We start from the raw sequence: 20,996 nt of genomic DNA on the forward strand, positions 1-20,996 counted from the left end.
TGGCGCAGTTGGTAGCGCGTCTCGTTCGCAATGAGAAGGTCAGGGGTTCGAATCCCCTCAGCTCCACCGGCAAGAAACCCCGTCGACGTCGGCGGGGTTTTCGCATGTCAGGGCCACGCGACCGCCGCGCCGACGCGCCCCGTCGCTCCGGTGTCGCGGTGGCGCGTGAAGCCGCCGCGGCGCGTCGATCCCCGCCTAGACTCACGGGGTGACGCCCGCGAAGCCGATGCTCATGTTCGTCCACGGACTCCTGTCGACGCCGCTCGATTTCGGCGAGCAGGTCTCCGCGATGCCGGACGATCTGCAGGGCAGCGCGCCATGGTTACGCGGTGCCCGGCCGGGCGCCACGGGGGAGCGGTTCGACCTCGTCTCCGCCGCAGCGGACCTCGCCATGTCCATCGAGTTGTCCGGTGCCCCACGCACGACCCTGTTCGGGGTCGGTGAGGGCGCCCTCGTCGGCCTCGAGGTGACGCTGAGCAGGCCCGATCTGCCCGTCGACCTCGTCGTCGCCGGGCCGGGCCTCGCGGCCGCCGCCGGCGCGAGCACGCAACGACGACTCACCTCGCTCATCCCGCGTCGGATGCTCGCGGCCCGCGGGGTCGACAAGAATCGCGCCCTGCGGGGGCTCGAGGAGATCGCCGAGGTCGACCTGTGGGGTCGCCTCCCCGAGCTGCGCGCGCGGGTGCTCCTCCTCGTGGGGGAGAGGGATCGCGCGGGCCGCGCCGCCGCCGAGGCGTTCACCCGGCAGGCCACGGAGGCCGACGTCCGCACCGTCGTCGTGCGCGGCGCCGGCGCCTCCCCGCACACCCAACGTCCCGCCGACGTCAACGCCGCCCTCTACGAGTTCATCGGGGTGCGCCCACGGGGGTGAGACCGGTCCGTCGCATCCGCCGTGCCTGCGGCGTGAGGACGACGACCCCGCGAGCCCGCTCGTGGGACCCTGGGGGAGCGCGCCCATGAGGGGCGGCGCGATGCAGGACGACCCGCACGACCAGGAGGGCCAGATGGATTCGTCGACACCGGGGGTTCCCCGACCGCCGGACTCCTGGCCCGGCGCGGCCGGGCGCCGGTCGATCGCGCCCGAGGTTCCCGCGTGGCCGGGGCAGCGCCCCCGCTCGACGCACCCCGGCGCGGGGTGGCCCGGTGCGAGCGCGGTGAGCGCTCCGGCGGCCGGGGCTCCCTCGCCCTCCGCGACCCCCAGCGCTCGCGACCTCGACGATCCCGAGCTGCGTGAGCTGCGCCTGCGCCGACCCGCCCACCGGGTGAGCCCGCGGGCCACGATGATGTGGCGGCTGTCCGAGTTGTTCATGTGGGTCGTGCCCGTCGTGGCTCTCGCCGTGTGGATGTTCTTCGACGACGGTCACCGCCTGTGGCAGGGCATCGCGGCGGCCGCCGTCCTCGTCCTCGGTCTCATCTCGGTCGTCGTCATCCCGTCGTGGCGGTACAAGGTGCACCGGTGGGAGGTCACCGACTCGGCGGTCTACACCCAGAGCGGCTGGCTTTTCCAGCAGCGCCGGATCGCGCCCATCTCGCGGATCCAGACCGTCGACAGCGAGTACGGTCCCGTGGAGCAGCTCTTCGGGCTCGGGACCCTCACCGTCACGACCGCGTCGGCGGCGGGGCCCCTGCGGATCGCAGGGCTGGAGAAGACGACCGTCGACGAGCTCGTCGCCGACCTCACGAGGATCACCGCCAAGGAGCGTGGCGACGCCACATGACCGTCCCCGGCCCCTCCCTTCCTCCCGGACCGCCGACAGGTGCCCCCACCTCGGACGTCGCCGCCGCCGTCGACCACGCCGGTGGGGACACGGGGTGGCGTCGCCTCGACCGGCGCATGCTCATCGTCCAGCCGTTGCAGGCCGTGGGGCAGTTCCTGCCCGCGATCATCGTCGTGCTCGTCGCCGGCGGCGCCCGTGACGAGACGCCGTGGTGGTGGAACCTCGCCGCCGTCGTCGCGCCGATCGTGGTCGGTGTGTGGGCCTGGTACACCACCACGTACCGCATCACGAGCGAGCAGTTGACCCTGCGGCAGGGCATCGTCGTCCGCAAGACCTTCACCGCGCGGATCGACCGCACCCGCACCGTCGACGTCACCGCCTCTCCGCTTCAGCGCATCCTCGGGCTCGCGTCGGTCAAGGTCGGCACGGGCACGGAGTCACCGTTCGTCCTCCCCGGCCTCGCGGCCGCGGACGCCCGCGCGCTGCGCACCCAGCTGCTCCACGTCGCCCGCGAGGAGCAGGCGGGCGGGCACGGCGCGGGCGAGGGCGATGTCACGGGCGTCGGCGGAGCCGCGCTCACGGACGGACCCGAGGAGGCGACGATCTCGCGGCTGTCGCCGTCGTGGATCCGGTTCGCGCCGTTCACCCTCACCGGCCTCGTCGCCGTGCTCGCCGCCGTCGGCTTCCTCTCCCAGTTCGTCAACGACCTCGGCGAGCGCGTCGTCGACTCCGAACTCGGCCACTCGGCGATCGACTACGTCCTCGGCCTCACCGCGACGGCCCTCGTGGCCGGGGGGATCGTCCTCGGGCTCGGCCTCGTCGTGTTCGCGTCCGTCGCGTCCTACATCCTGCGGTTCTGGGGGTATCACCTCACCCGGCACGCGCGAGGCACCCTCGGGGTCAGCCGCGGGCTCCTCACGACACGACTCACCACCATCGAGGAGCGGCGACTGCGCGGGGTGGAGATCGAGCGCCCGCTCCTGCTCCGTCTCGTCGGCGGTGGCCGTGCGAGCGCCCTCGTCACGGGCCTGACCGGCGACGAGACCTCCGGCTCGGCCTCGGACCTCCTCGTCCCGCCGGCACCCCTCACCGAGGTGCGGCGCGTCGCGGCCGACGTCCTCGGGGTGTCCGCGCCGCTGGAGACGGCCCTGAGGTCACACGGGGGGCGGGCACGTCGGCGTCGACACACGCGGGCCCTCACCTCCGGTCTCCTCGTCACGGTGCCGGTCGCCGCGGCGGCCTGGTGGTTCTCGCTCACCCCATGGCTGTTCGGGCTCGCCGCGCTTCCGGTCCTCCTCGCGCCGTTGCTCGCCGAGTCCCGCTACCGGCGACTCGGTCACGAGGTCGTCGCCGGCCACCTCGTCAGCCGCAGCGGGTTGTTCCCCGAGACGACGACGGTCGTGCGGACCTCGGCGATCATCGGGTGGAACATCACCGAGAGCTTCTGGCAGCGCCGCGCCGGCCTCGTCACGCTCGCGGCGACGATCGCCGCGGGCGACGACTCGGTCGACATCCTCGACCTCCCGCTCGAACTGGTCGAGGCGGTCGTGCGCTGCGCGACACCGGGCGTGGCCGAGCAGTTCATGGCGCGCGGGGATGCGGGGGGCACCGCCGCGGGGGCGACGACCACTCCTGCCCGGAGAGGGGAATCGGTGCCGGCGGGCACGTGAGACGCAGATCAGTGTGGCGGCGCGGTTCGGGTCCAGCCGGTTGCCGGCGCCCGCGACGGGTGCACGGACCCGCTCAGATCCACGAGCGGAACCACATGCGCATCGACCAGTCGTCCCGTGGGATGACCTCGCCGACGTAGATGGGCCAGAAGAACGCGAACACGGCGATGGCGAGCACGACGAACGCCGCCCAGGCGAGCAGGCCGAGGCGCTGTCGGCGTCGCGGTGCGTCGGGGCGTCCGAGGACGAGGGACAGCAGGTAGACGACGGCGAGGACGACCCACGGCACGAACGCCACGGAGTAGAAGGTGAAGATCGTGCGTCCCTGGTACATGAACCACGGCAGGTACCCGGCGACGAAGCCCGACAGGACGGCCCCGGCCCGCCAGTCCCGCGCGAACGCCCACGTGAACACCAGGACCGCGAGGGCCAGGGTCGCGGTCCACCAGATCACCGGGTTGCCGAGGTCGAGGATCGCGCGGCTGCACTCGGCGACGGCGCACCCCGGATCGCCCTGCTTGGAGCCCTGGTAGAAGAACGACGTGGGCCTCGACTGCAGCATCCAGGACCACGGATTGCTCTGGTAGGTGTGCGGGGTCGAGAGGCCGACGTGGAAGACCCACATCCGCTCGTGGTAGTCGACGAGGGAGCGCAGGGGGTCGGGGACCACGCGCATGAGCCCGGAGGCGGGGTGCGTCTGGGCCCACTGGCGGTTCCACCCGCCGGAGGTCGCGAACCACCCGGCCCACGTGGCGACGTAGGTGGCGAGTGCGCCGCCGACGAGGGTTAGTGCGGCCTGCGGGGCGTCGCGCAGCATCGCGCCGCGCCACCAGTGCCGGACACCCACGGCCCGGCGTGCGCCCATGTCCCAGAACACCGTCATGAGCCCGAACACCGCGAGGAAGTACAGCCCCGACCACTTGGTGCCGATGCAGAGGCCGAGGGAGATCGCCGCGACCCACCGCCAGGGATGGAGCCCGAGCCACGGGCCGTGGGACATCATCGGCGCATCGAATCCGCCGCCGGCGTCGAGATGCCCACCGACCTTGCGCGCGAGGATCTCTCGGGAGGTGTCGCGGTCGATGAGCAGCGCGCAGAACCCGCCGAGTGCGAAGAACATCACCGACATGTCGAGCAGCCCGGTGCGGGAGTGCACGAGGTGCTGGCCGTCGGCGGCGAGCAGGAGCCCGGCCGACAGCCCGAGCACGGTGGACCCGAAGAGGCGTCGCGCGGCGAGGGCGAGCATGAGGATCGAGAGCGTCCCGAGGACGGCGACGCCCAGGCGCCAGCTCATCGGGTCCTGGACGCCCACGAGGTGCTCCCCCGCGGCGATGACCCATTTGCCCACCGGGGGATGGACGACGAAGTCGGCCTCGGTGCCGAAGACGTCGGGCGTGCCGGAGGCCCACACGTCGTCGACGCCGGGGGTGGCGTTCGCGAGCTCCGGCAGCACCTTGGCCTCGTAGCCGTGCTGCAGCAGTGACCAGCCCTGCTTGACGTAGTACGTCTCGTCGAAGACGAGCGTGTCGGGTTGCCCGAGACGCCAGAAGCGCAGCACGCCGCCGAAGGCCGCGACGAGGAGGGCGCCGAGCCAGCCGTACAGGGTGTCCGTGGGGCGATGGCCGAGCAGCCGCGCTCGCAACCGATCGGTCTCGCTCATGGCCGTCATCGTACGGGGGCGCCTCGACGCACGAACCGACCTGCGGGCCCCCGCGCGTCAGGGTGTGTCGTCGGACGTCCGCGGGGACCCGGCGCGCGGGCTCCGGCGCGCGGGCGCCCGGTGCGTGTGCGCGGCTGGTTAGGCTCCGGGCATGACCGAGTCGCCCGACGTCCCCCTCCGTTCGCGCACGACTCGGGCGGGGCTGACGCTCGCGGGCACACCGATCGGCGACCCCCTCGACGCCTCGTTGCGGCTCGTCCAGGCGCTGCGGGAGGCGAGCCTCGTCGCGGCCGAGGACACCCGCCGGGTCAAGAAGCTGGCCGCGATGCTGGAGATCCCGCTCAAGGGGCGGGTCGTCGCCTACCACGAGCACAACGAGGCCGCCCTCACCCCCGAGCTCGTCGCCCGCATGCAGGCGGGGGAGCGGCTGCTGCTCGTCACCGATGCGGGAATGCCCTCGGTCTCCGATCCCGGCTACCGCCTCGTCACCGCATGCGTCGAGGCCGACGTGCCGGTGACGTGCCTGCCCGGCCCGAGTGCCGTGCTCGTCGCGCTCGCGCTGTCGGGATTGCCCACCGACCGGTTCTGCTTCGAGGGGTTCTGCCCCCGCAAGCAGGGGGAACGCCGCCGGCGTCTCGAGGATCTCGCGGACGAGCGTCGGACGATGGTGTTCTTCGAGGCGCCGCACCGGCTCGCGGCGACGGTGGCGACCATGGCCGACGTCTTCGGGGAGGACCGGCGGGCGGCCGTGTGTCGAGAGCTGACGAAGACCTACGAGGAGGTCCGCCGCGGCGGACTCGGGGAGTTGCGCGACTGGGCGGAGGGTGAGGTCCGCGGCGAGATCACGATCGTCGTCGAGGGCGCCGGCACCATCCGGCTCGACCCCGACGCGGCGCTCGCCGACGTCCTCGGCCGCGTCGAGGCGGGAGAGCGACTCAAGGACGCGTGCAAGGCGGTGGGGTCGGCCGCGGGCATCCCCGCCCCGCAGCTCTACGACGCCGCCGTGGCCGCTCGTCGCCGCTGACGTCCCATCATCCTCGACCCCTCCCCGGCCGCGGGGACCTGCTCTCGCGCGCACCTTCCGCCGCCCTGACGCCCGCTCCGGCCGGGAACGCACGAGGTTCGGGCGGGGGTGGGCGGTGCCGCGGGGGCGAAAGGCCCCGATCTCTCGGAAACGCCTCACACCGGCACGGCTCCCCACCTAGCCTGAGCACATCGGCCCGGGCGGTGACCCCGCAGGGGGCCCCAGGGTGGAACGGCCCTGGTCGAACGGTCGAAGGAGTGTGCCATGAAGATCGGAGTTCCCGCCGAGGTCAAGAACCGTGAGTACCGGGTGGCCATCACCCCCGCGGGCGTGCACGAGCTCGTCCAGCACGGCCACGACGTCCACGTGCAGAAGGGCGCCGGCCTGGGCTCCTCGATCCCCGACGAGGCGTACGTCGAGCAGGGCGCGAGGATCGTCGACTCGGTCGACGACGTGTGGGGCGACGCCGAGATGATCCTCAAGGTCAAGGAGCCCATCGAGCAGGAGTACCAATACCTGCGCAAGGACCTCACGCTCTTCACCTACCTCCACCTCGCGGCCGACCGTCCGCTCACCGAACGCCTCATGGAGGCCGGCACCACCTCGATCGCGTACGAGACCGTCCAGCTCACCAACGGCTCGCTGCCGCTGCTCTACCCGATGTCGGAGGTCGCGGGCTGCCTCGCCCCGCAGGTCGGCGCGCACCACCTCATGCGCGCCTACGGCGGACGCGGCGTGCTCATGGGCGGCATCGGTGGCGTGGCGAGCGCGAAGGTCGTCGTCCTCGGCGGGGGCGTCGCCGGTCAGAACGCCGCGAACATCGCGGTCGGCATGGGCGCCGACGTGACGATCCTCGACACCGACCTCGACAAGCTGCGGCAGGTCTTCTGGCGCTGGTCGGGCCGTATCCACCAGCTCGCCTCCAACAGGCTCACGGTGGCGCAGCAGGTGGCCGAGGCCGACCTCGTCATCGGCTCCGTGCTCATCCCCGGCGCCAAGGCGCCGAAGCTCGTCACCGACGACATGGTCGCCCGGATGAAGCCCGGATCGGTGCTCGTCGACATCGCGATCGACCAGGGCGGCTGCTTCGAGGGTTCGAGGCCCACGACCCACGACGACCCGGTCTTCCAGGTCCACGACTCCACGTATTACTGCGTCGCCAACATGCCGGGCGCCGTGCCGCACACCTCCACCTACGCGCTCACGAACGCGACGATGCCGTACGCGGTCAAGCTCGCCGACCTCGGCTGGCGGGCCGCACTCGAGGAGGTGCCGGCGCTCACCCCCGGCCTCAACACCAACGACGGCGCGCTCACGTTCGAGGCCGTCGCGGAGGCCTTCGACCTGCCCTACACGGCGGTCGAGGACGCCCTCGCCTGAGCGTCTCCCACCGCTGCGACGCCGTCTCCGCACACCGCATGCGGAGGCGGCGTCGTCGTGTCCCGGGGTGTCACGGTGGGGCGAAAGGGACGTTCGTCGCGGTTCGTCCGCCGGTCGCCGATCCGCCGAATCGCGAGGGACCAACGTCCGCCGACCAGCCCTGAAAGCAATTAGGATCGAGGCGGACACTACGCTGACGTCCGGTGCTCGACCGTGTAGCGGCCGCAGCGCGACCCACCTCCGCCCCGCTGTGGAGGAGGCACTACCCCCACACTCGACTCGCAGAACAGGGCAGGCTTCGCTCGTGGCTACAACGACTCTGACAAAGCAACGGAGTTCGGCTCGGTCGTCCATCGGTCTGAAGATCATGATGGCCGTCTCGGGCCTGTACTTCGTCCTCTTCGTGCTCATGCACATGTACGGCAACCTCAAGATCCTCGCGGGACATGAGCAGTTCGACACCTACGCGCACCACCTGCGCATCCTGGGCGAGCCGATGCTCCCGTACTCGGGCTTCCTGTGGATCTTCCGCATCACGCTGATCATCGCGCTCATCGCCCACGTGTACTCCGCCCTCACCCTGTGGGGTCGGGCCGGACGCGCCCGGCAGCAGCGCTACCTCGTCAAGGACGCGATGCACACGGCCGTCTCCTCGCGCACGATGCGGTGGGGCGGTGTGGCGCTCCTGCTGTTCATCGTCTTCCACCTGCTGCAGTTCACGCTTCGGTCCTTCTACGTCGGAACCGACCCGGTGAGCTCGCCCGCAGCCATGGTCGTGGCCGCCTTCCAGACCCCGTGGCTGACCCTCATCTACGTGCTCGCGATGATCGCCCTCGGCCTGCACCTGCACCACGGCGTCTGGAGCGCCTGCCAGACCCTCGGCTTCACCAACACCGCCAAGGCCCGCGGCACGGCCAAGATGACCGCGGCGGTCGTCGCCGGCCTCGTCGTCATCGGGTTCCTCATCCCGCCGCTCGCCATCCAGTTCGGCATGATCAAGTAAGGCGATCTCAGCAATGTCACACACGTATACCGAGGAAGCCCCCTCCACCACCGCCGATGTCGGCGACCTGGTCCACGGCCTGTACCGCGAGGGCGACCCGCTCCTCGACGGCAAGGCGCCGCAGGGCCCGATCCAGGGGCGCTGGAGCCAGCGCAAGTTCGACGCCAAGCTCGTCAACCCGGCCAACCGCCGCAAGCTGTCGGTCATCATCGTCGGCACCGGTCTCGCCGGTGGCGCCGCCGCCGCCACGCTCGGTGAGGCGGGTTACAACGTCAAGGCGTTCTGTTACCAGGACAGCCCGCGCCGCGCGCACTCGATCGCCGCGCAGGGTGGCATCAACGCCGCCAAGAACTACAAGGAGGACGGCGACTCGATCTACCGTCTCTTCTACGACACGGTCAAGGGCGGCGACTACCGCGCCCGGGAGTCCAACGTCTACCGCCTCGCCGAGGTGAGCACGTCGATCATCGACCAGTGCGTCGCCCAGGGTGTGCCCTTCGCACGTGAGTACGGCGGTCTGCTCGACAACCGTTCGTTCGGTGGCGTGCAGGTCTCCCGCACGTTCTACGCCCGTGGCCAGACGGGTCAACAGCTGCTCATCGGCGCCTACCAGGCGCTCGAGCGTCAGATCGCCGCCGGCACCGTCGAGATGTTCGCCCGCCACGAGATGGTCGAGCTCGTCATCGTCGACGGCCGCGCCCGCGGCATCATCGCCCGCGACATGGTCACCGGCGAGATCGAGACCCACCTCGCCGACGCCGTCGTCCTCGCCTCGGGCGGGTACGGCAACGTGTTCTTCCTGTCGACGAACGCGATGGGCTGCAACGTCACGGCGACCTGGCGTGCGCACCGCAAGGGCGCCTACTTCGCCAACCCGTGCTACACGCAGATCCACCCGACGTGCATCCCGGTCCACGGCGACCAGCAGTCCAAGCTCACGCTCATGAGCGAGTCCCTGCGCAACGACGGGCGCATCTGGGTGCCCAAGCGCAAGGAGGACTGCGACAAGGACCCGCGGCAGATCCCCGAGGAGGACCGCGACTACTACCTCGAGCGCATCTACCCGAGCTTCGGCAACCTCGTGCCTCGCGACATCGCCTCCCGCCAGGCGAAGAACATGTGCGACGAGGGCCGCGGCGTCGGTCCGGAGATCGAGGGTCAGGGCCGCCGCGGGGTGTACCTCGACTTCGCCGAGGCCATCCAGCGCCTGGGCAAGGACAAGGTCTCCGCGAGCTACGGCAACCTCTTCGACATGTACGAGCGCATCACGGGTGAGAACCCGTACGAGGTCCCGATGCGCATCTACCCGGCCGTGCACTACACGATGGGCGGACTCTGGGTCGACTACGACCTGCAGTCCACGATCCCCGGCCTGTTCGTCGCGGGTGAGGCCAACTTCTCCGACCACGGCGCCAACCGCCTCGGCGCCTCGGCCCTCATGCAGGGTCTGTCGGACGGGTACTTCGTGCTCCCCAACACGATCCGTGACTACCTCGCCGCCGGCCCGTACCCGGCCGTCGAGGAGGGGAACCCGGAGGTCGTCGAGGCCGCCGAGAGCGTGCGTCGTCGCGTGGAGCACTTCCTCACCTGCAACGGCACCCGCTCGGTCGACAGCTACCACAAGGAACTCGGCCACATCATGTGGGAGTACTGCGGCATGGAGCGCACCGAGGAGGGTCTCAAGTACGCGATCGGCCGCATCCGTGAGCTCAAGAAGGACTTCTGGAGCAACGTGCGCGTCCTCGGTGGCGCCGACGAGCTCAACCAGAGTCTCGAGCGCGCCGGCCGCGTCGCCGACTTCTTCGAGCTCGGCGAGCTCATGTGCATCGACGCCCTCCACCGCCGCGAATCGTGCGGTGGGCACTTCCGGGCCGAGAGTCAGACGGAGGACGGCGAGGCGCTGCGTCACGACGACGAGTTCGCGTACGTGGCGGCGTGGCAGTTCACGGGGGACGACCAGCCACCGGTCCTCCACAAGGAAGACCTCGTGTACGAGTTCATCGAGATGAAGCAGCGGAGCTACAAGTGAACATCACCCTCAAGATCTGGCGTCAGCGTGGACCGCTCGACGCGGGCCGCGCAGAGAGCTACAAGCTCGACAACGTGTCGGAGGACAGCTCCTTCCTCGAGATGTTGGACATCCTCAACGAGGAGCTCAACGAGCGGGGCGAGGAGCCCATCGCCTTCGACAGCGACTGTCGCGAGGGCATCTGCGGTGCGTGTGGGCTCGTCATCAACGGCAAGCCCCACGGCAACGACGGCACCGGCGGCAACACCACGACGTGCCAGCTGCACATGCGTTCGTTCAAGGACGGCGACACCATCACGATCGAGCCGTGGCGCGCCGAGGCGTTCCCGGTGATCAAGGACCTCATCGTCGACCGCAGCGCCCTCGACCGCATCATCCAGGCGGGCGGGTTCATCTCCGCGAACACCGGCTCGGCGCCCGAGGCGCACTCCGTGCCCGTGCAGAAGAGCAAGGCCGAGCGTGCCTTCGAGGCCGCGGCCTGCATCGGGTGCGGCGCCTGCGTCGCGGCCTGCCCCAACGCGGCGGCGATGCTGTTCACCGGCGCGAAGGTCACCCACCTCGCCGAGCTGCCCCAGGGTCAGCCCGAGCGGTGGAAGCGTGCGCTCGCGATGATCAACACGCACGACGCCGAGGGCTTCGGCGGATGCACGAACATCGGTGCCTGCGCGGCCGCGTGCCCCAAGGACATCCCGATGGACGTCATCTCCACCCTCAACGCCGACGTGCGCAAGGCCCCCAGCCGCGTCTGAGGCGTTCTGACGGCCCACCGAGAACGGCCCGGATCCCCCGTGAGGGGGATCCGGGCCGTTCCGGCGTCTGGTCCGGGGTGAGGCGAGCCCTCACCCCGGCACCTGGCGGTCAGCGGCGGTCGGGGCCTACGCCGTCGTGATCGGTCTCCCCGAGTTCGGCGGCGGTGGCGCGGGAGCTGCGGACGAGGGCGACGATGGAGAGTGCCAGGCCACCCCACACGAGGGTGATGGACAGGACGAGGAACGTCAGGGCGAGGGGTGTCATGAGCGAGGGTCCTCGGGGTCGTTGGGCTGGGGGTCGTGGTGGAGCCGCGGCGGCTGCGCCACGCTCGGGTCGGTGCCGGCGTGGTAGGACGCGTCAGGGTGACGCCCGTGCGGGTGCCCGTAGGTCGCCTCCTCGGGCGGCAGGACCGTGTGGACCGGCAACCCCTCGTCCTCGTCGGGCTCGGTGTGGGCGTCGACGTCGGTGCGCCACGGAATGAGGCTGAACAGGATGGCGCCCACCGCGATCGCGCCCACCATGCCCCACCCGAACGTGTCGGTGAACCAGGCGGGGTAGTCCCCGTAGCCGTTGCGCACGAGGTCGAGGGCCGTCGCGGAGAGCATGATGACGAGCGCGATCGGCGTGATCACGCCGACGAGCACCCGCCACCACGCCCCGATGGGAAGGCTCGAGATGCCGTTGAGGTGGCGCTGCAACACCCCGAGGCGACGCAGGCCGTAGGTGATGAGCAGTGTCATGACGACGGCCGAGGTGACGATGCCCACCTCGTTGACGTACTTGTCGACGACGTCGAGGAGGTTCAAGCCGCTGGTCGTGGAGAAGAACAGGACGGACAGCGCGGCGATGGCGCCGCCGATCGTCCCGACGGCCGCGGCGCGACCCAGGTCGAACTTCTCCTGGAAGGCGGCGGTGACGACCTCGAGCAGGGAGATGATCGAGGTGAGTCCGGCCAGCACGAGCGAGGTGAAGAACAGGACCCCGAAGATCTCGCCGCCGGGCATCTCGTTGATGAGGGCCGGGAAGGTCATGAACGACAGGCCGACACCGGTGATGCCCTCGAGCTTGTCGACGGTCGTCCCCTGCGCGGTGGCCATGAACCCGAGGGTGGCGAACACGCCGATGCCGGCGAGGATCTCGAAGGAGGAGTTGGCGAAGGCGGCGACGAGTCCGGTACCGCCGAGGTTGGCGCGGCGCGGCAGGTAGCTCGCGTAGGTGAGCATGATGCCGAACGCGATGGACAGCGAGAAGAAGATCTGGCTGTAGGCCGAGATCCACACACCCGGATCGGCGAGTGCGGCGAAGTCCGGGGTGAAGAACGCGTTGAGACCCTCGACGGCGCCGTCGAGGGTGAGGGCGCGGACGACGAGGCCCGTGAACAGGACGATGAGCAGGGGGATGAACAGCTTGTTCGCCTTCTCCAGGCCCTTCTGCACCCCGCCCACCATGATGAGCAGCACGACCACCCAGACGAGGACGAGCGGCACGAGCACGCCCGGGACGAAGTCGAAGGTGATCGTCGGATCGCTGACCTGAAGGTAGTCACCCACGAGGAAGGACACCGGGTCCGAACCCCACGCCTTGGTGAAGGAGAACCGCACATAGGAGGCGGCCCAGGCGATGACGACGGCGTAGTACATGCAGATGGCGAACGCGATGAGCACCTGGAACCAGCCGAGGGCCTCGGCGCGCCGGTGCAGACGCCGGAACACCGCCGGCGCCGACCCGCGATAGCGGTGACCGAGCGCGTAGTCGAGCAGCAGGATCGGGATGCCGGCGGTGAGCAGGGCGACGAGGTAGGGGATGAGGAAGGCGCCGCCACCGTTGGTGTAGGCGACGCCGGGGAAGCGCCAGATGTTGCCGAGGCCGACGGCGGAGCCGATCGCGGCCAGCAGGAAGCCCAGTTGGCCGGACCACTGCTCGCGTGGCGGTGCCGCGCCCTTCGTCACGGGTGAACTCATGGGAGGTGTCTCTCTCTCAGGCGGTGGGATCGTGGCGACGGCCTCCCGTGGGTGTCGGGAGGTCTTGCGGGAGACCGGGGTCCGTCTCCGGCGTCGAGTCAGCGGTCAAACCCTAGTGCCCGCGTCTTCCCGCCCGGGGTGTCCGACCACCTCGGACACCCGTGGCGTCGGTGAACGGCGTTCCGGGGCGGGCGGCGGCGGGAACTAGGATCGGGGCATGAAGGTCCTCTCCGCTGTCGCCTGGCCGTACGCCAACGGCCCCCGTCACATCGGCCACGTCGCCGGCTTCGGTGTCCCCTCCGACGTGTACAGCCGGTACATGCGGATGGCGGGTCACGACGTGCTCATGGTGAGCGGCACCGACGAGCACGGCACCCCGATCCTCGTCGCCGCCGACGAGCGGGGCATGACGCCGATGGAGCTCGCCGACGAGAACAACCGCATCATCGTCGAGGACCTCGTCGGCCTCGGGCTCTCCTACGACCTCTTCACGCGCACGACGACGCGCAACCACTACGCCGTCGTGCAGGAGCTGTTCCGCGCCGTGCACGCCAACGGGTACATGGTGGAGCGCACGACCTCGGGGGCGATCTCGCCGTCGACGGGGCGCACGCTGCCCGACCGCTACATCGAGGGCACGTGTCCGATCTGTGGCGCCACCGACGCCCGCGGCGATCAGTGCGACACGTGCGGCAACCAGCTCGATCCCACCGAGCTCATCGACCCGCGCTCGCGCATCAACGGCGAGACTCCGGAGTTCGTCGAGTCCCAGCACTTCTTCCTCGACCTGCCCGCCCTCGCCGAGGCGTTGTCCGCGTGGCTGGACGAGCGCGAGGCGACCGGCACGTGGCGCACCAACGTCATCCGGTTCAGTCAGGGCCTGCTCACCGACATGAAGCCGCGCGCGATGACCCGCGACATCGACTGGGGCATCCCGATCCCGATCGAGGGGTGGAGCGAGCAGCCCGCCAAGCGGCTGTACGTGTGGTTCGACGCGGTCATCGGGTACCTCTCGGCGTCGATCGAGTGGGCGCGGCGTCTCGGTGAACCCGACCGATGGCGCGAGTGGTGGACCCCGGGGGAGGCGGAGGACCAGGTCTCCTGCTACTTCCAGGGCAAGGACAACATCACCTTCCACTCCCAGATCTGGCCGGCGGAACTCCTCGGGTCGATGGGGCGCGGGGACAAGGGCGGCGAGCCCAGCGTGTTCGGTGACCTCACCCTGCCGACCGAGGTCGTCGCGAGCGAGTTCATGACGATGGAGGGCCGAGCGTTCTCCTCCTCCCGCGGCGTCGTCATCTACGTCCGCGACATGCTCGAGCGCTACCAGCCCGACGCCCTGCGCTACTTCATCAGCGCCGCCGGACCCGAGACGCAGGACTCCGACTTCACGTGGGCCGAGTTCGTCACGCGCACGAACTCCGAACTCGTCGCCGGGTGGGGCAACCTCGTCAACCGCACGGCGGCGATGATCGCGAAGAACGTCGGGGAGATCCCGCCGCTGGGCGCCACCGAGCCCCCCGACGAGGAGATCCTCGCGGCGGTGCGTGGCGGGTTCGACACGGTCGGCGGCCTCATCGAGCGACACCGGCAACGGCAGGCGATCACCGAGGCCATGCGGCTCGTCGGCGAGGTCAACACCTACGTCTCGCGCACCGAACCGTTCAAGCTCAAGGGCGAGGACCAGCGCGACCGCCTCCTCACGATCCTGCACGTCCTCGCCCAGTGCGTGAGCGACCTCAACCTCATCCTCAGCCCGTTCCTGCCGCACGCGAGCAACCGCATCGACGCCGTCCTCGGCGGCGAGGGCACCCTCACCCCGATGCCGCGCATCGAGGAGGTCACCGACCTCGACGCCGGTGACCTGCGGCTCGTCGGCGCCGAGGGCACGCTGCCGCCCGTGCGGGACTACCCGATCATCACGGGGGACTATTCGGCGTTCCCCCGCTGGGAGTCGACCCCGGTGCGGGTGGGAGCGGCGATCTCCAAGCCGTCGGGGGTGTTCACCAAGCTCGACCCCGAGGTCGTCGACACCGAACTCGCCCGGCTGCGCGGCGACGATGAGTGAGGCCCGGCCGGCGCCCGCGCGGCCCGACCCGCTGCCGCTGCCCGTCGTCGACAACCATGCCCACCTCGACATCCGTCGGGACGACGACGTCGCCTCGGCGGGGCTGGACCTTGACGCCCATGTCGAACGGCTCGTCGCCGACGCCCGCGCCGTGGGCGTGGACCGCCTCGTGCAGATCGGCTGCGACCTCGACTCGGCCCTGCTCACCGCGGACCTCGTGGACGCGCACCCGGCGATCCTGGGCGGGGTGGCCCTGCACCCCAACGAGGCTCCGGTCCACGCGGGGCGCGGCGATCTGGAGGAGGCGTACGCGACGATCGAGCGTCTCGTCGCGCACCCCCGCATCCGCGTCGTCGGCGAGACCGGGCTCGACTACTACCGCACCGGACCCGAGGGTCGCGACGCGCAGCAGGAGTCCTTCCGCCGGCACATCGAGCTCGCCAAGCGCACCGGAAAGGTCCTCCAGATCCACGACCGGGACGCCCACGACGACGTCCTGCGCATCCTCGCCGAGGAGGGGGCCCCGGAGAAGACCGTGCTCCACTGCTTCTCCGGCGACATGGCGATGGCGAGGGAGTGCGTCGAGCGCGGCTACTACCTGAGCTTCGCGGGCACGGTGACGTTCAAGAGCGCCCGCCAGTTGCGCAACGCCCTGTCGGTCGTGCCGACGGAGCGACTCCTCGTCGAGACCGACACCCCCTACCTCACGCCGGCGCCGCACCGCGGCGCGGTCAACGCGCCGATGCTCGTCGCGCACACCGTGCGGGCGATGGCCGACGTGCTGACGATGTCGGTCGCCGACCTGTGCAAGGTCGTGTCGGACACCTCGGAGGAGGTCTACGGGCCGTGGTGACCGACGCCGCGCCCGACCGGCTGCTCTCGGCCCGCGACGTTCGCGAGATCGCAGCGCTCCTCGGCCTGCGCCCCACGAAGTCCTGGGGGCAGAACTTCGTCGTCGATCCCAACACCGTGCGTCGCATCGTGCGTCTCGCCGGCGTGGGGCCGGACGACGTCGTCGTCGAGGTCGGGCCGGGGCTCGGGTCTCTCACCCTCGCCCTGCTGCCGGAGGTCGCGCATGTCGTCGTCGTCGAGGTCGACCCCGTCCTCGCCGCACGCCTGCCGCAGACCGTCGCCGCCTTCGCGCCCGCTCGCCTCGACCGCCTCGAGGTCGTCCACGCCGACGCCCTCGCCGTCGAGGCACTGCCCGGCCCCGCGCCCACGGCGCTCGTCGCGAACCTGCCGTACAACGTGTCGGTGCCGGTGATCCTCCAGTTCCTCCAGCGCTTCCCGACGATCGCCCGGGTGCTCGTCATGGTGCAACTCGAGGTCGCCGAACGGCTCTGCGCCGCACCGGGATCCAAGGTGTACGGGGTCCCGAGCGTCAAGACCGCGTGGTACGGGCAGGGACGTCTCGTCGGCACCGTCGGACGGTCGGTGTTCTGGCCCGCGCCCAACGTCGACTCCGGCCTCGTCGAGATCGTCCGCCGCGGCGACCTGCCCGCCGACGTGCGTGAGGTCGACGGCCGCGAGGTGACGCGGGAGCACGTCTTCCGCGTCGTCGACGCCGCCTTCGCCCAGCGCCGCAAGACTCTGCGTGCCGCCTTGTCGGGGCTCGCCGGCGGCGGCCCGGCGGCCGAGGCCGCGCTCGTCGCCGCCGACATCGACCCCCGCGCCCGGGGCGAACAGCTCGATGTCGAGGCCTTCACCCGTCTCGCGGCGCATCTCGTCACCGACCGCACTCCACCGGGTGGCTCGGCGTCACCGGGTTCGGCACCGCATCCGCCGGGCCCCCCGATCGGCTGAGGGTGGCGGATCGTGGGCGCTGGGCCGCTCGTCTCGAACCGGACGACTCTCCCGACGGGTAGGTCTCGGGGAGGCTCTAGGGTGTGGCCATGACGTCCGCGCCCGAGCCTGCCAGCGTCACCGTCCGGGTGCCCGCCAAGATCAATCTCGAGCTGCGGGTGGGTCCGCCGCGCGCCGACGGCTACCACGGCCTCGCGACGGTCTTCCACGCCGTCGACCTCGTCGATCACGTCACGGTCACCCCGGCCGAGCAATGGGGGATCTCCGTCGAGGGGATCGACGCCCACCTCGTCCCCGAGGACGACTCCAATCTCGCCCTCGCCGCTGCCAAGATGCTCGCCGGCGCGCACGTCGAGCAGGCGTCCCCGGTGCACGTCCACGTCTGCAAGCAGATCCCCGTCGCCGGCGGCATGGCCGGAGGCTCGGCCGACGCCGCGGGGGCGCTCCTCGCGTGCGACAGCCTGTGGGGCCTCGGACTCGGGGCGGACGGACTGCACGACTACGCCGCCCGCCTCGGCAGCGACGTCAACTTCGCGCTCGTCGGTGGCACCGCGATCGGCTCCGGTCGCGGCGAGAACGTCGTCCCCGCGCTGACCCGAGGGGAGTACGAGTGGGTCGTCGTCCAGGCCGAGGGCGGGCTGTCGACGCCGTCGGTGTTCCGCGAGATCGACCGTCTCCGAGGGGAACGCGAACTCGCGGAGCCCTCTCCCTCGCCCGAGATCTTCGCCGCCCTCCGGCAGGGTGACGTCGAGGCCCTCGCCGCCTGCCTGCACAACGACCTCGAGGAGGCGGCGTTCTCGCTGCGCCCCGAACTGGAGTCCGTGCGCGATGCCGGCCTCATGCTCGGCGCGCAGGGTGGGCTCGTCTCGGGTTCGGGCCCGACGATCGTCTTCCTCGCCACCGACCGGCACTCGGCCTGCGATCTCGCTGCGGCGCTGGTCAACTCGGGCGCGGCCACGCGGGTGCACACCGCGGTCGGCCCCGTGCCCGGAGCCCAGATCGTCGGCTGACGGCACTCACCGGAAGTTCGGTCCACCAGGGGGTCGTGGTGTCGATGTGGCAATGTCGGCGGAGTCGACGGCTCGGGGATGGGCTCCGGTGGGGATCGGTGCTGGTGGCGGGCGTGGGGGATGTGGTCGTGGGGATCGATTCCGTGGTTGTTGCCACATCGCGGCGGCGCCGGGTCGGAGTGGCCGGGCGGGGTCGTTGGCCTCGAAGGCGGGCCGGGTGGGAGGATCGGCTCCGGTCATGAACGGGGCGTGCCGAGGCGCGCCGAAGGAAGGCATCGATGGCGGCGCATCTGCTGGGGGCCGAGGGCCTGCACCTGGAGTACCCGACGAAGGTCGTGTTCGACTCGATCACGCTGGGGCTCGAGGAGGGGGACCGCATCGGCATCGTCGGCCGTAACGGCGACGGCAAGTCGAGCCTGCTCGGGATGCTCTCGGGGACGATCGAGCCGCAGGCCGGTCGGGTCACGCGGCGCGGTGGGGTCCGGTTCGGCGTGCTCGATCAGCGCGACGACCTCGACCCGGAGCAGACCGTCGGGCACGCGATCGTCGGGGATCGGGCCGACCACGAATGGGCCGGGGACGCGCGGATCCGCGACGTCATCGACGGGCTCGCCTCCGACGTGCCGTGGGGGGCCAGGATCGGCGAGCTGAGCGGTGGCCAGCGGCGACGGGTCGCGCTCGCGGCCCTGCTCGTCGAGGACTGGGACGTCATCGCCCTCGACGAGCCGACGAACCACCTCGACGTCGAGGGCATCGCCTGGCTCGCCGAGCACCTCAAGAACCGGTGGGCACGCAACGCGGGCGGGCTCATGGTCATCACCCACGACCGGTGGTTCCTCGACGAGGTCTGCACGGAGACATGGGAGGTGCACGACGGCCTCGTCGAGCCCTTCGAGGGTGGGTACGCCGCGTACGTCCTCCAGCGTGTCGAACGGGACCGCATCGCCGCGGCGACGGAGTCCAAACGCCAGAACCTCATGCGCAAGGAGCTCGCGTGGCTCCGCCGCGGCGCCCCGGCCCGGACGAGCAAGCCCAAGTTCCGCATCGAGGCGGCGAACCAGCTCATCGCGGACGTGCCCCCGGTGCGCAACCCGATCGAGCTGCAGCGGATGGCCGTCGCACGCCTGGGCAAGGACGTCGTCGACGTCGAGAACGTCTCGGTGAGCTATGGCGACAAGGAGGTGCTGCGGGACGTCACGTGGCGCATCGGCCCTGGTGAGCGCACGGGGATCCTCGGCGCCAACGGCGCCGGCAAGTCGACGCTCCTCGGTCTCGTGTGTGGCACGATCCCGCCCACGACGGGCCGGGTGAAGCGCGGCAAGACGGTGCGCATCGGGATTCTCGACCAGCAGTTCTCCCAGCTCGAGGAGATCGCGGGCGACCGGGTGCGCGAGGTCCTCGCCCGCCACCGCACGACGTTCACGATCGACGGCAAGGACCACACTCCCGCGCAACTCCTCGAACGGCTCGGGTTCGCCCGTGAGCAGCTCTCGACGCGGGTGGGTGAGTTCTCCGGTGGGCAGAAGCGGCGACTGCAGTTGCTCATGCTCCTGCTCTCCGAACCGAACGTCATCGTCCTCGACGAGCCGACCAACGACGTCGACTCCGACATGCTCGCCGCCACCGAGGACCTCCTCGACGGCTGGCCGGCCACGCTCATCGTCGTGAGCCACGACCGTTACCTGCTCGAACGGGTCACGGACCAGCAGTACGCGATCCTCGACGGCCGGCTGCGGCACGTGCCGGGCGGGGTCGAGGAGTACCTCCGTCTGCGGCACGCACAGCAGTCGCGCGCGTCGGCGGGCGGGAGCGGTGGGGATGCTGCCCGCCCCGACGGGGTCGCAGGTGGCGCGGAGGCGGGCGAGGTCTCGGCCGCGGATCGGCGTGCGGCGCAGAAGGAGATGGGGGCGCTGGAGCGCCGCATGACGAAGACCGGCGCCGCGATCGACAAGCTGCACGCGCAGATGGCCGCCCACGACCAGTCCGATTTCGAGGGGCTCCGCGCCCGGGCCGACGACCTGCGAGTGCTCGAGGACGAGATGGCCGGACTCGAGGAGCAGTGGCTGGAGCTGTCCGAACTCGTGGAGTGAGCCCCGGGCCCGATGGCGGTCGGGCGCGACGCCGCGGTCCTCAGGGGGATGTCTGCTTGGTGGGTCTGGCTCAGTGGGTGTCGAGGGGGAGGAGCAGCCGGCGCAGGGAGTCGGCGAGGGCGTCGCGCTCGGCGTCGCCGAATCCCGAGAGCATCTGCTGCTCGTGACTCATGAGGGTGTGCAGGGCGCCGTCCACCGCAGCCGCACCGGGCGGCAGCAGGTGCACCTTGACGCCGCGGCGGTCGTTGGGGTCGGGGCGGCGTTCGACCAGGCCGCGCGCGGTGAGGCGGTCGATGCGGTTGGTCGTGGTGCCGCTCGTGGAGAGGGTCTGCTGGACGAGGGCGCCGGGGGAGAGCTCGTACGGTTCGCCGGCCCGCCGCAGCGCGGAGAGGACGTCGAACTCCCACCCCTCGAGCCCGTGGGCGGAGAACGCCTCCGCGCGGGCGCGTTCGAGGTGTCGGGCCAGGCGGGTGACGCGGGAGAGGACCTGCATGGGGGCCACGTCGAGCTCGGGGAGCTCCTGACCCCAGGCGCGGACGATGCGGTCGACCTCGTCGCCGTGGGCGGAGTTCGCGGCCTGCACGTGTCGCCTCTCCCTCGCCGGTCGTTGCTCTCGGCAGTCTACGTCGCGGCACGTCGCGGGCGTGTCCACCCGGACCGACGCGGGCGGTGTCGGCGGGTCGCCGCATGTGCGGGATCCCCACCGTCGAGGCACGCCACACCCGGCCCCTCGGCGTGAGCGTAGCGGGATGTCGCTGGTCGTGGCGGGGTCGACGGGTAGACCCCCGGCGTCGGCCGCGACTGACGTCGGGGCCACTGACGTCGGGGCC

At 71.0% G+C, this 20,996-nt stretch carries 17 protein-coding genes and 1 tRNA gene; 14 read left to right on the forward strand and 4 right to left on the reverse strand.

Features of this window, described 5'->3' with window-relative positions:
- Position 1: 1 nt before the first annotated feature.
- From RT054_RS16010 to RT054_RS16025, 4 genes are all read left to right on the forward strand, one after another.
- Positions 2-66 (forward strand) — tRNA-Ala (locus RT054_RS16010).
- 142 nt (positions 67-208) lie between these two features.
- Positions 209-871 (forward strand): alpha/beta hydrolase, encoded by a 663-nt coding sequence (locus tag RT054_RS16015; protein ID WP_312719957.1) that lies wholly within the window; start codon positions 209-211, stop codon positions 869-871.
- 85 nt (positions 872-956) lie between these two features.
- Positions 957-1,718: a PH domain-containing protein gene (locus RT054_RS16020; RefSeq protein WP_313025551.1), complete on the forward strand. Its 762-nt coding sequence runs from the start codon at positions 957-959 to the stop codon at positions 1,716-1,718.
- Positions 1,715-3,388: a PH domain-containing protein gene (locus tag RT054_RS16025; protein ID WP_312719953.1), complete on the forward strand. Its 1,674-nt coding sequence runs from the start codon at positions 1,715-1,717 to the stop codon at positions 3,386-3,388. The genes RT054_RS16020 and RT054_RS16025 overlap by 4 nt, the downstream gene beginning before the upstream one ends.
- 73 nt (positions 3,389-3,461) lie before the next feature.
- Here the strand turns inward: RT054_RS16025 and RT054_RS16030 are convergent, their stop codons facing one another.
- Entirely contained in the window at positions 3,462-5,048 is a 1,587-nt protein-coding gene (locus tag RT054_RS16030) for a phospholipid carrier-dependent glycosyltransferase (protein ID WP_313025554.1), read from the reverse strand.
- A gap of 151 nt (positions 5,049-5,199) precedes the next feature.
- On the opposite strand from RT054_RS16030, the gene rsmI reads away from it, so the two are divergent.
- The 5 genes from rsmI to RT054_RS16055 all read left to right on the forward strand — a co-directional run bounded on the left by rsmI (position 5,200) and on the right by RT054_RS16055 (position 11,233).
- Positions 5,200-6,072, forward strand: coding sequence for a 16S rRNA (cytidine(1402)-2'-O)-methyltransferase (gene rsmI / locus RT054_RS16035; protein ID WP_313025557.1), 873 nt, complete (start codon positions 5,200-5,202; stop codon positions 6,070-6,072).
- A 264-nt stretch (positions 6,073-6,336) separates the two neighbouring features.
- Positions 6,337-7,452: an alanine dehydrogenase gene (ald, locus tag RT054_RS16040; protein WP_313025560.1), complete on the forward strand. Its 1,116-nt coding sequence runs from the start codon at positions 6,337-6,339 to the stop codon at positions 7,450-7,452.
- Between the two features lie 352 nt (positions 7,453-7,804).
- Positions 7,805-8,455: a succinate dehydrogenase cytochrome b subunit gene (locus tag RT054_RS16045; RefSeq protein WP_396837328.1), complete on the forward strand. Its 651-nt coding sequence runs from the start codon at positions 7,805-7,807 to the stop codon at positions 8,453-8,455.
- Between the two features lie 13 nt (positions 8,456-8,468).
- Positions 8,469-10,484, forward strand: a complete 2,016-nt coding sequence (locus RT054_RS16050; RefSeq protein ID WP_312719946.1) for a fumarate reductase/succinate dehydrogenase flavoprotein subunit — start codon at positions 8,469-8,471, stop codon at positions 10,482-10,484.
- Positions 10,481-11,233, forward strand: a complete 753-nt coding sequence (locus RT054_RS16055; protein ID WP_312719944.1) for a succinate dehydrogenase/fumarate reductase iron-sulfur subunit — start codon at positions 10,481-10,483, stop codon at positions 11,231-11,233. The genes RT054_RS16050 and RT054_RS16055 overlap by 4 nt, the downstream gene beginning before the upstream one ends.
- Before the next feature lie 109 nt (positions 11,234-11,342).
- On the opposite strand, the gene RT054_RS16060 is transcribed toward RT054_RS16055, so the two are convergent.
- Complete coding sequence (locus RT054_RS16060) at positions 11,343-11,498, reverse strand: methionine/alanine import family NSS transporter small subunit (RefSeq protein ID WP_312719943.1); 156 nt, start codon at positions 11,496-11,498, stop codon at positions 11,343-11,345.
- Complete coding sequence (locus tag RT054_RS16065; protein WP_312719941.1) at positions 11,495-13,195, reverse strand: sodium-dependent transporter; 1,701 nt, start codon at positions 13,193-13,195, stop codon at positions 11,495-11,497. Before RT054_RS16065 ends, RT054_RS16060 begins: the two co-directional genes overlap by 4 nt.
- A 217-nt stretch (positions 13,196-13,412) precedes the next feature.
- On the opposite strand from RT054_RS16065, the gene metG reads away from it, so the two are divergent.
- The 5 genes from metG to RT054_RS16090 all read left to right on the forward strand — a co-directional run bounded on the left by metG (position 13,413) and on the right by RT054_RS16090 (position 20,166).
- On the forward strand, positions 13,413-15,263 hold the full coding sequence (gene metG / locus RT054_RS16070; protein ID WP_313025565.1) for a methionine--tRNA ligase: 1,851 nt from the start codon (positions 13,413-13,415) through the stop codon (positions 15,261-15,263).
- Positions 15,256-16,116, forward strand: a complete 861-nt coding sequence (locus RT054_RS16075; protein WP_312719935.1) for a TatD family hydrolase — start codon at positions 15,256-15,258, stop codon at positions 16,114-16,116. The genes metG and RT054_RS16075 overlap by 8 nt, the downstream gene beginning before the upstream one ends.
- A complete protein-coding gene (gene rsmA, locus RT054_RS16080; protein WP_312719934.1) occupies positions 16,113-17,066 on the forward strand; it encodes a 16S rRNA (adenine(1518)-N(6)/adenine(1519)-N(6))-dimethyltransferase RsmA in 954 nt (317 codons plus the stop codon). Before RT054_RS16075 ends, rsmA begins: the two co-directional genes overlap by 4 nt.
- An 89-nt stretch (positions 17,067-17,155) precedes the next feature.
- Positions 17,156-18,076 (forward strand): 4-(cytidine 5'-diphospho)-2-C-methyl-D-erythritol kinase, encoded by a 921-nt coding sequence (locus RT054_RS16085; protein WP_312719933.1) that lies wholly within the window; start codon positions 17,156-17,158, stop codon positions 18,074-18,076.
- 278 nt (positions 18,077-18,354) lie between these two features.
- The gene (locus RT054_RS16090; protein WP_313025568.1) at positions 18,355-20,166 is read left to right on the forward strand and encodes an ABC-F family ATP-binding cassette domain-containing protein; all 1,812 of its coding nucleotides are present in this window, start codon (positions 18,355-18,357) and stop codon (positions 20,164-20,166) included.
- Between the two features lie 70 nt (positions 20,167-20,236).
- Here the strand turns inward: RT054_RS16090 and RT054_RS16095 are convergent, their stop codons facing one another.
- Positions 20,237-20,749 (reverse strand): MarR family transcriptional regulator, encoded by a 513-nt coding sequence (locus RT054_RS16095; RefSeq protein ID WP_312719929.1) that lies wholly within the window; start codon positions 20,747-20,749, stop codon positions 20,237-20,239.
- Positions 20,750-20,996: the final 247 nt, after the last annotated feature.

Source organism: Mobilicoccus sp. (assembly GCF_032060985.1).
GTDB lineage: Bacteria > Actinomycetota > Actinomycetes > Actinomycetales > Dermatophilaceae > Mobilicoccus.

Excerpts from the sequence above, each read along its gene's own strand:
- RT054_RS16020 (WP_313025551.1), top strand. The coding sequence starts at position 957 with ATGAGGGGCGGCGCGATGCAGGACGACCCGCACGACCAGGAGGGCCAG.
- RT054_RS16025 (WP_312719953.1), top strand. The coding sequence starts at position 1,715 with ATGACCGTCCCCGGCCCCTCCCTTCCTCCCGGACCGCCGACAGGTGCC.
- RT054_RS16030 (WP_313025554.1), bottom strand. The coding sequence starts at position 5,048 with ATGAGCGAGACCGATCGGTTGCGAGCGCGGCTGCTCGGCCATCGCCCC.
- rsmI (WP_313025557.1), top strand. The coding sequence starts at position 5,200 with ATGACCGAGTCGCCCGACGTCCCCCTCCGTTCGCGCACGACTCGGGCG.
- ald (WP_313025560.1), top strand. The coding sequence starts at position 6,337 with ATGAAGATCGGAGTTCCCGCCGAGGTCAAGAACCGTGAGTACCGGGTG.
- RT054_RS16050 (WP_312719946.1), top strand. The coding sequence starts at position 8,469 with ATGTCACACACGTATACCGAGGAAGCCCCCTCCACCACCGCCGATGTC.
- RT054_RS16060 (WP_312719943.1), bottom strand. The coding sequence starts at position 11,498 with ATGACACCCCTCGCCCTGACGTTCCTCGTCCTGTCCATCACCCTCGTG.
- RT054_RS16065 (WP_312719941.1), bottom strand. The coding sequence starts at position 13,195 with ATGAGTTCACCCGTGACGAAGGGCGCGGCACCGCCACGCGAGCAGTGG.
- metG (WP_313025565.1), top strand. The coding sequence starts at position 13,413 with ATGAAGGTCCTCTCCGCTGTCGCCTGGCCGTACGCCAACGGCCCCCGT.
- RT054_RS16075 (WP_312719935.1), top strand. The coding sequence starts at position 15,256 with ATGAGTGAGGCCCGGCCGGCGCCCGCGCGGCCCGACCCGCTGCCGCTG.
- RT054_RS16085 (WP_312719933.1), top strand. The coding sequence starts at position 17,156 with ATGACGTCCGCGCCCGAGCCTGCCAGCGTCACCGTCCGGGTGCCCGCC.
- RT054_RS16090 (WP_313025568.1), top strand. The coding sequence starts at position 18,355 with ATGGCGGCGCATCTGCTGGGGGCCGAGGGCCTGCACCTGGAGTACCCG.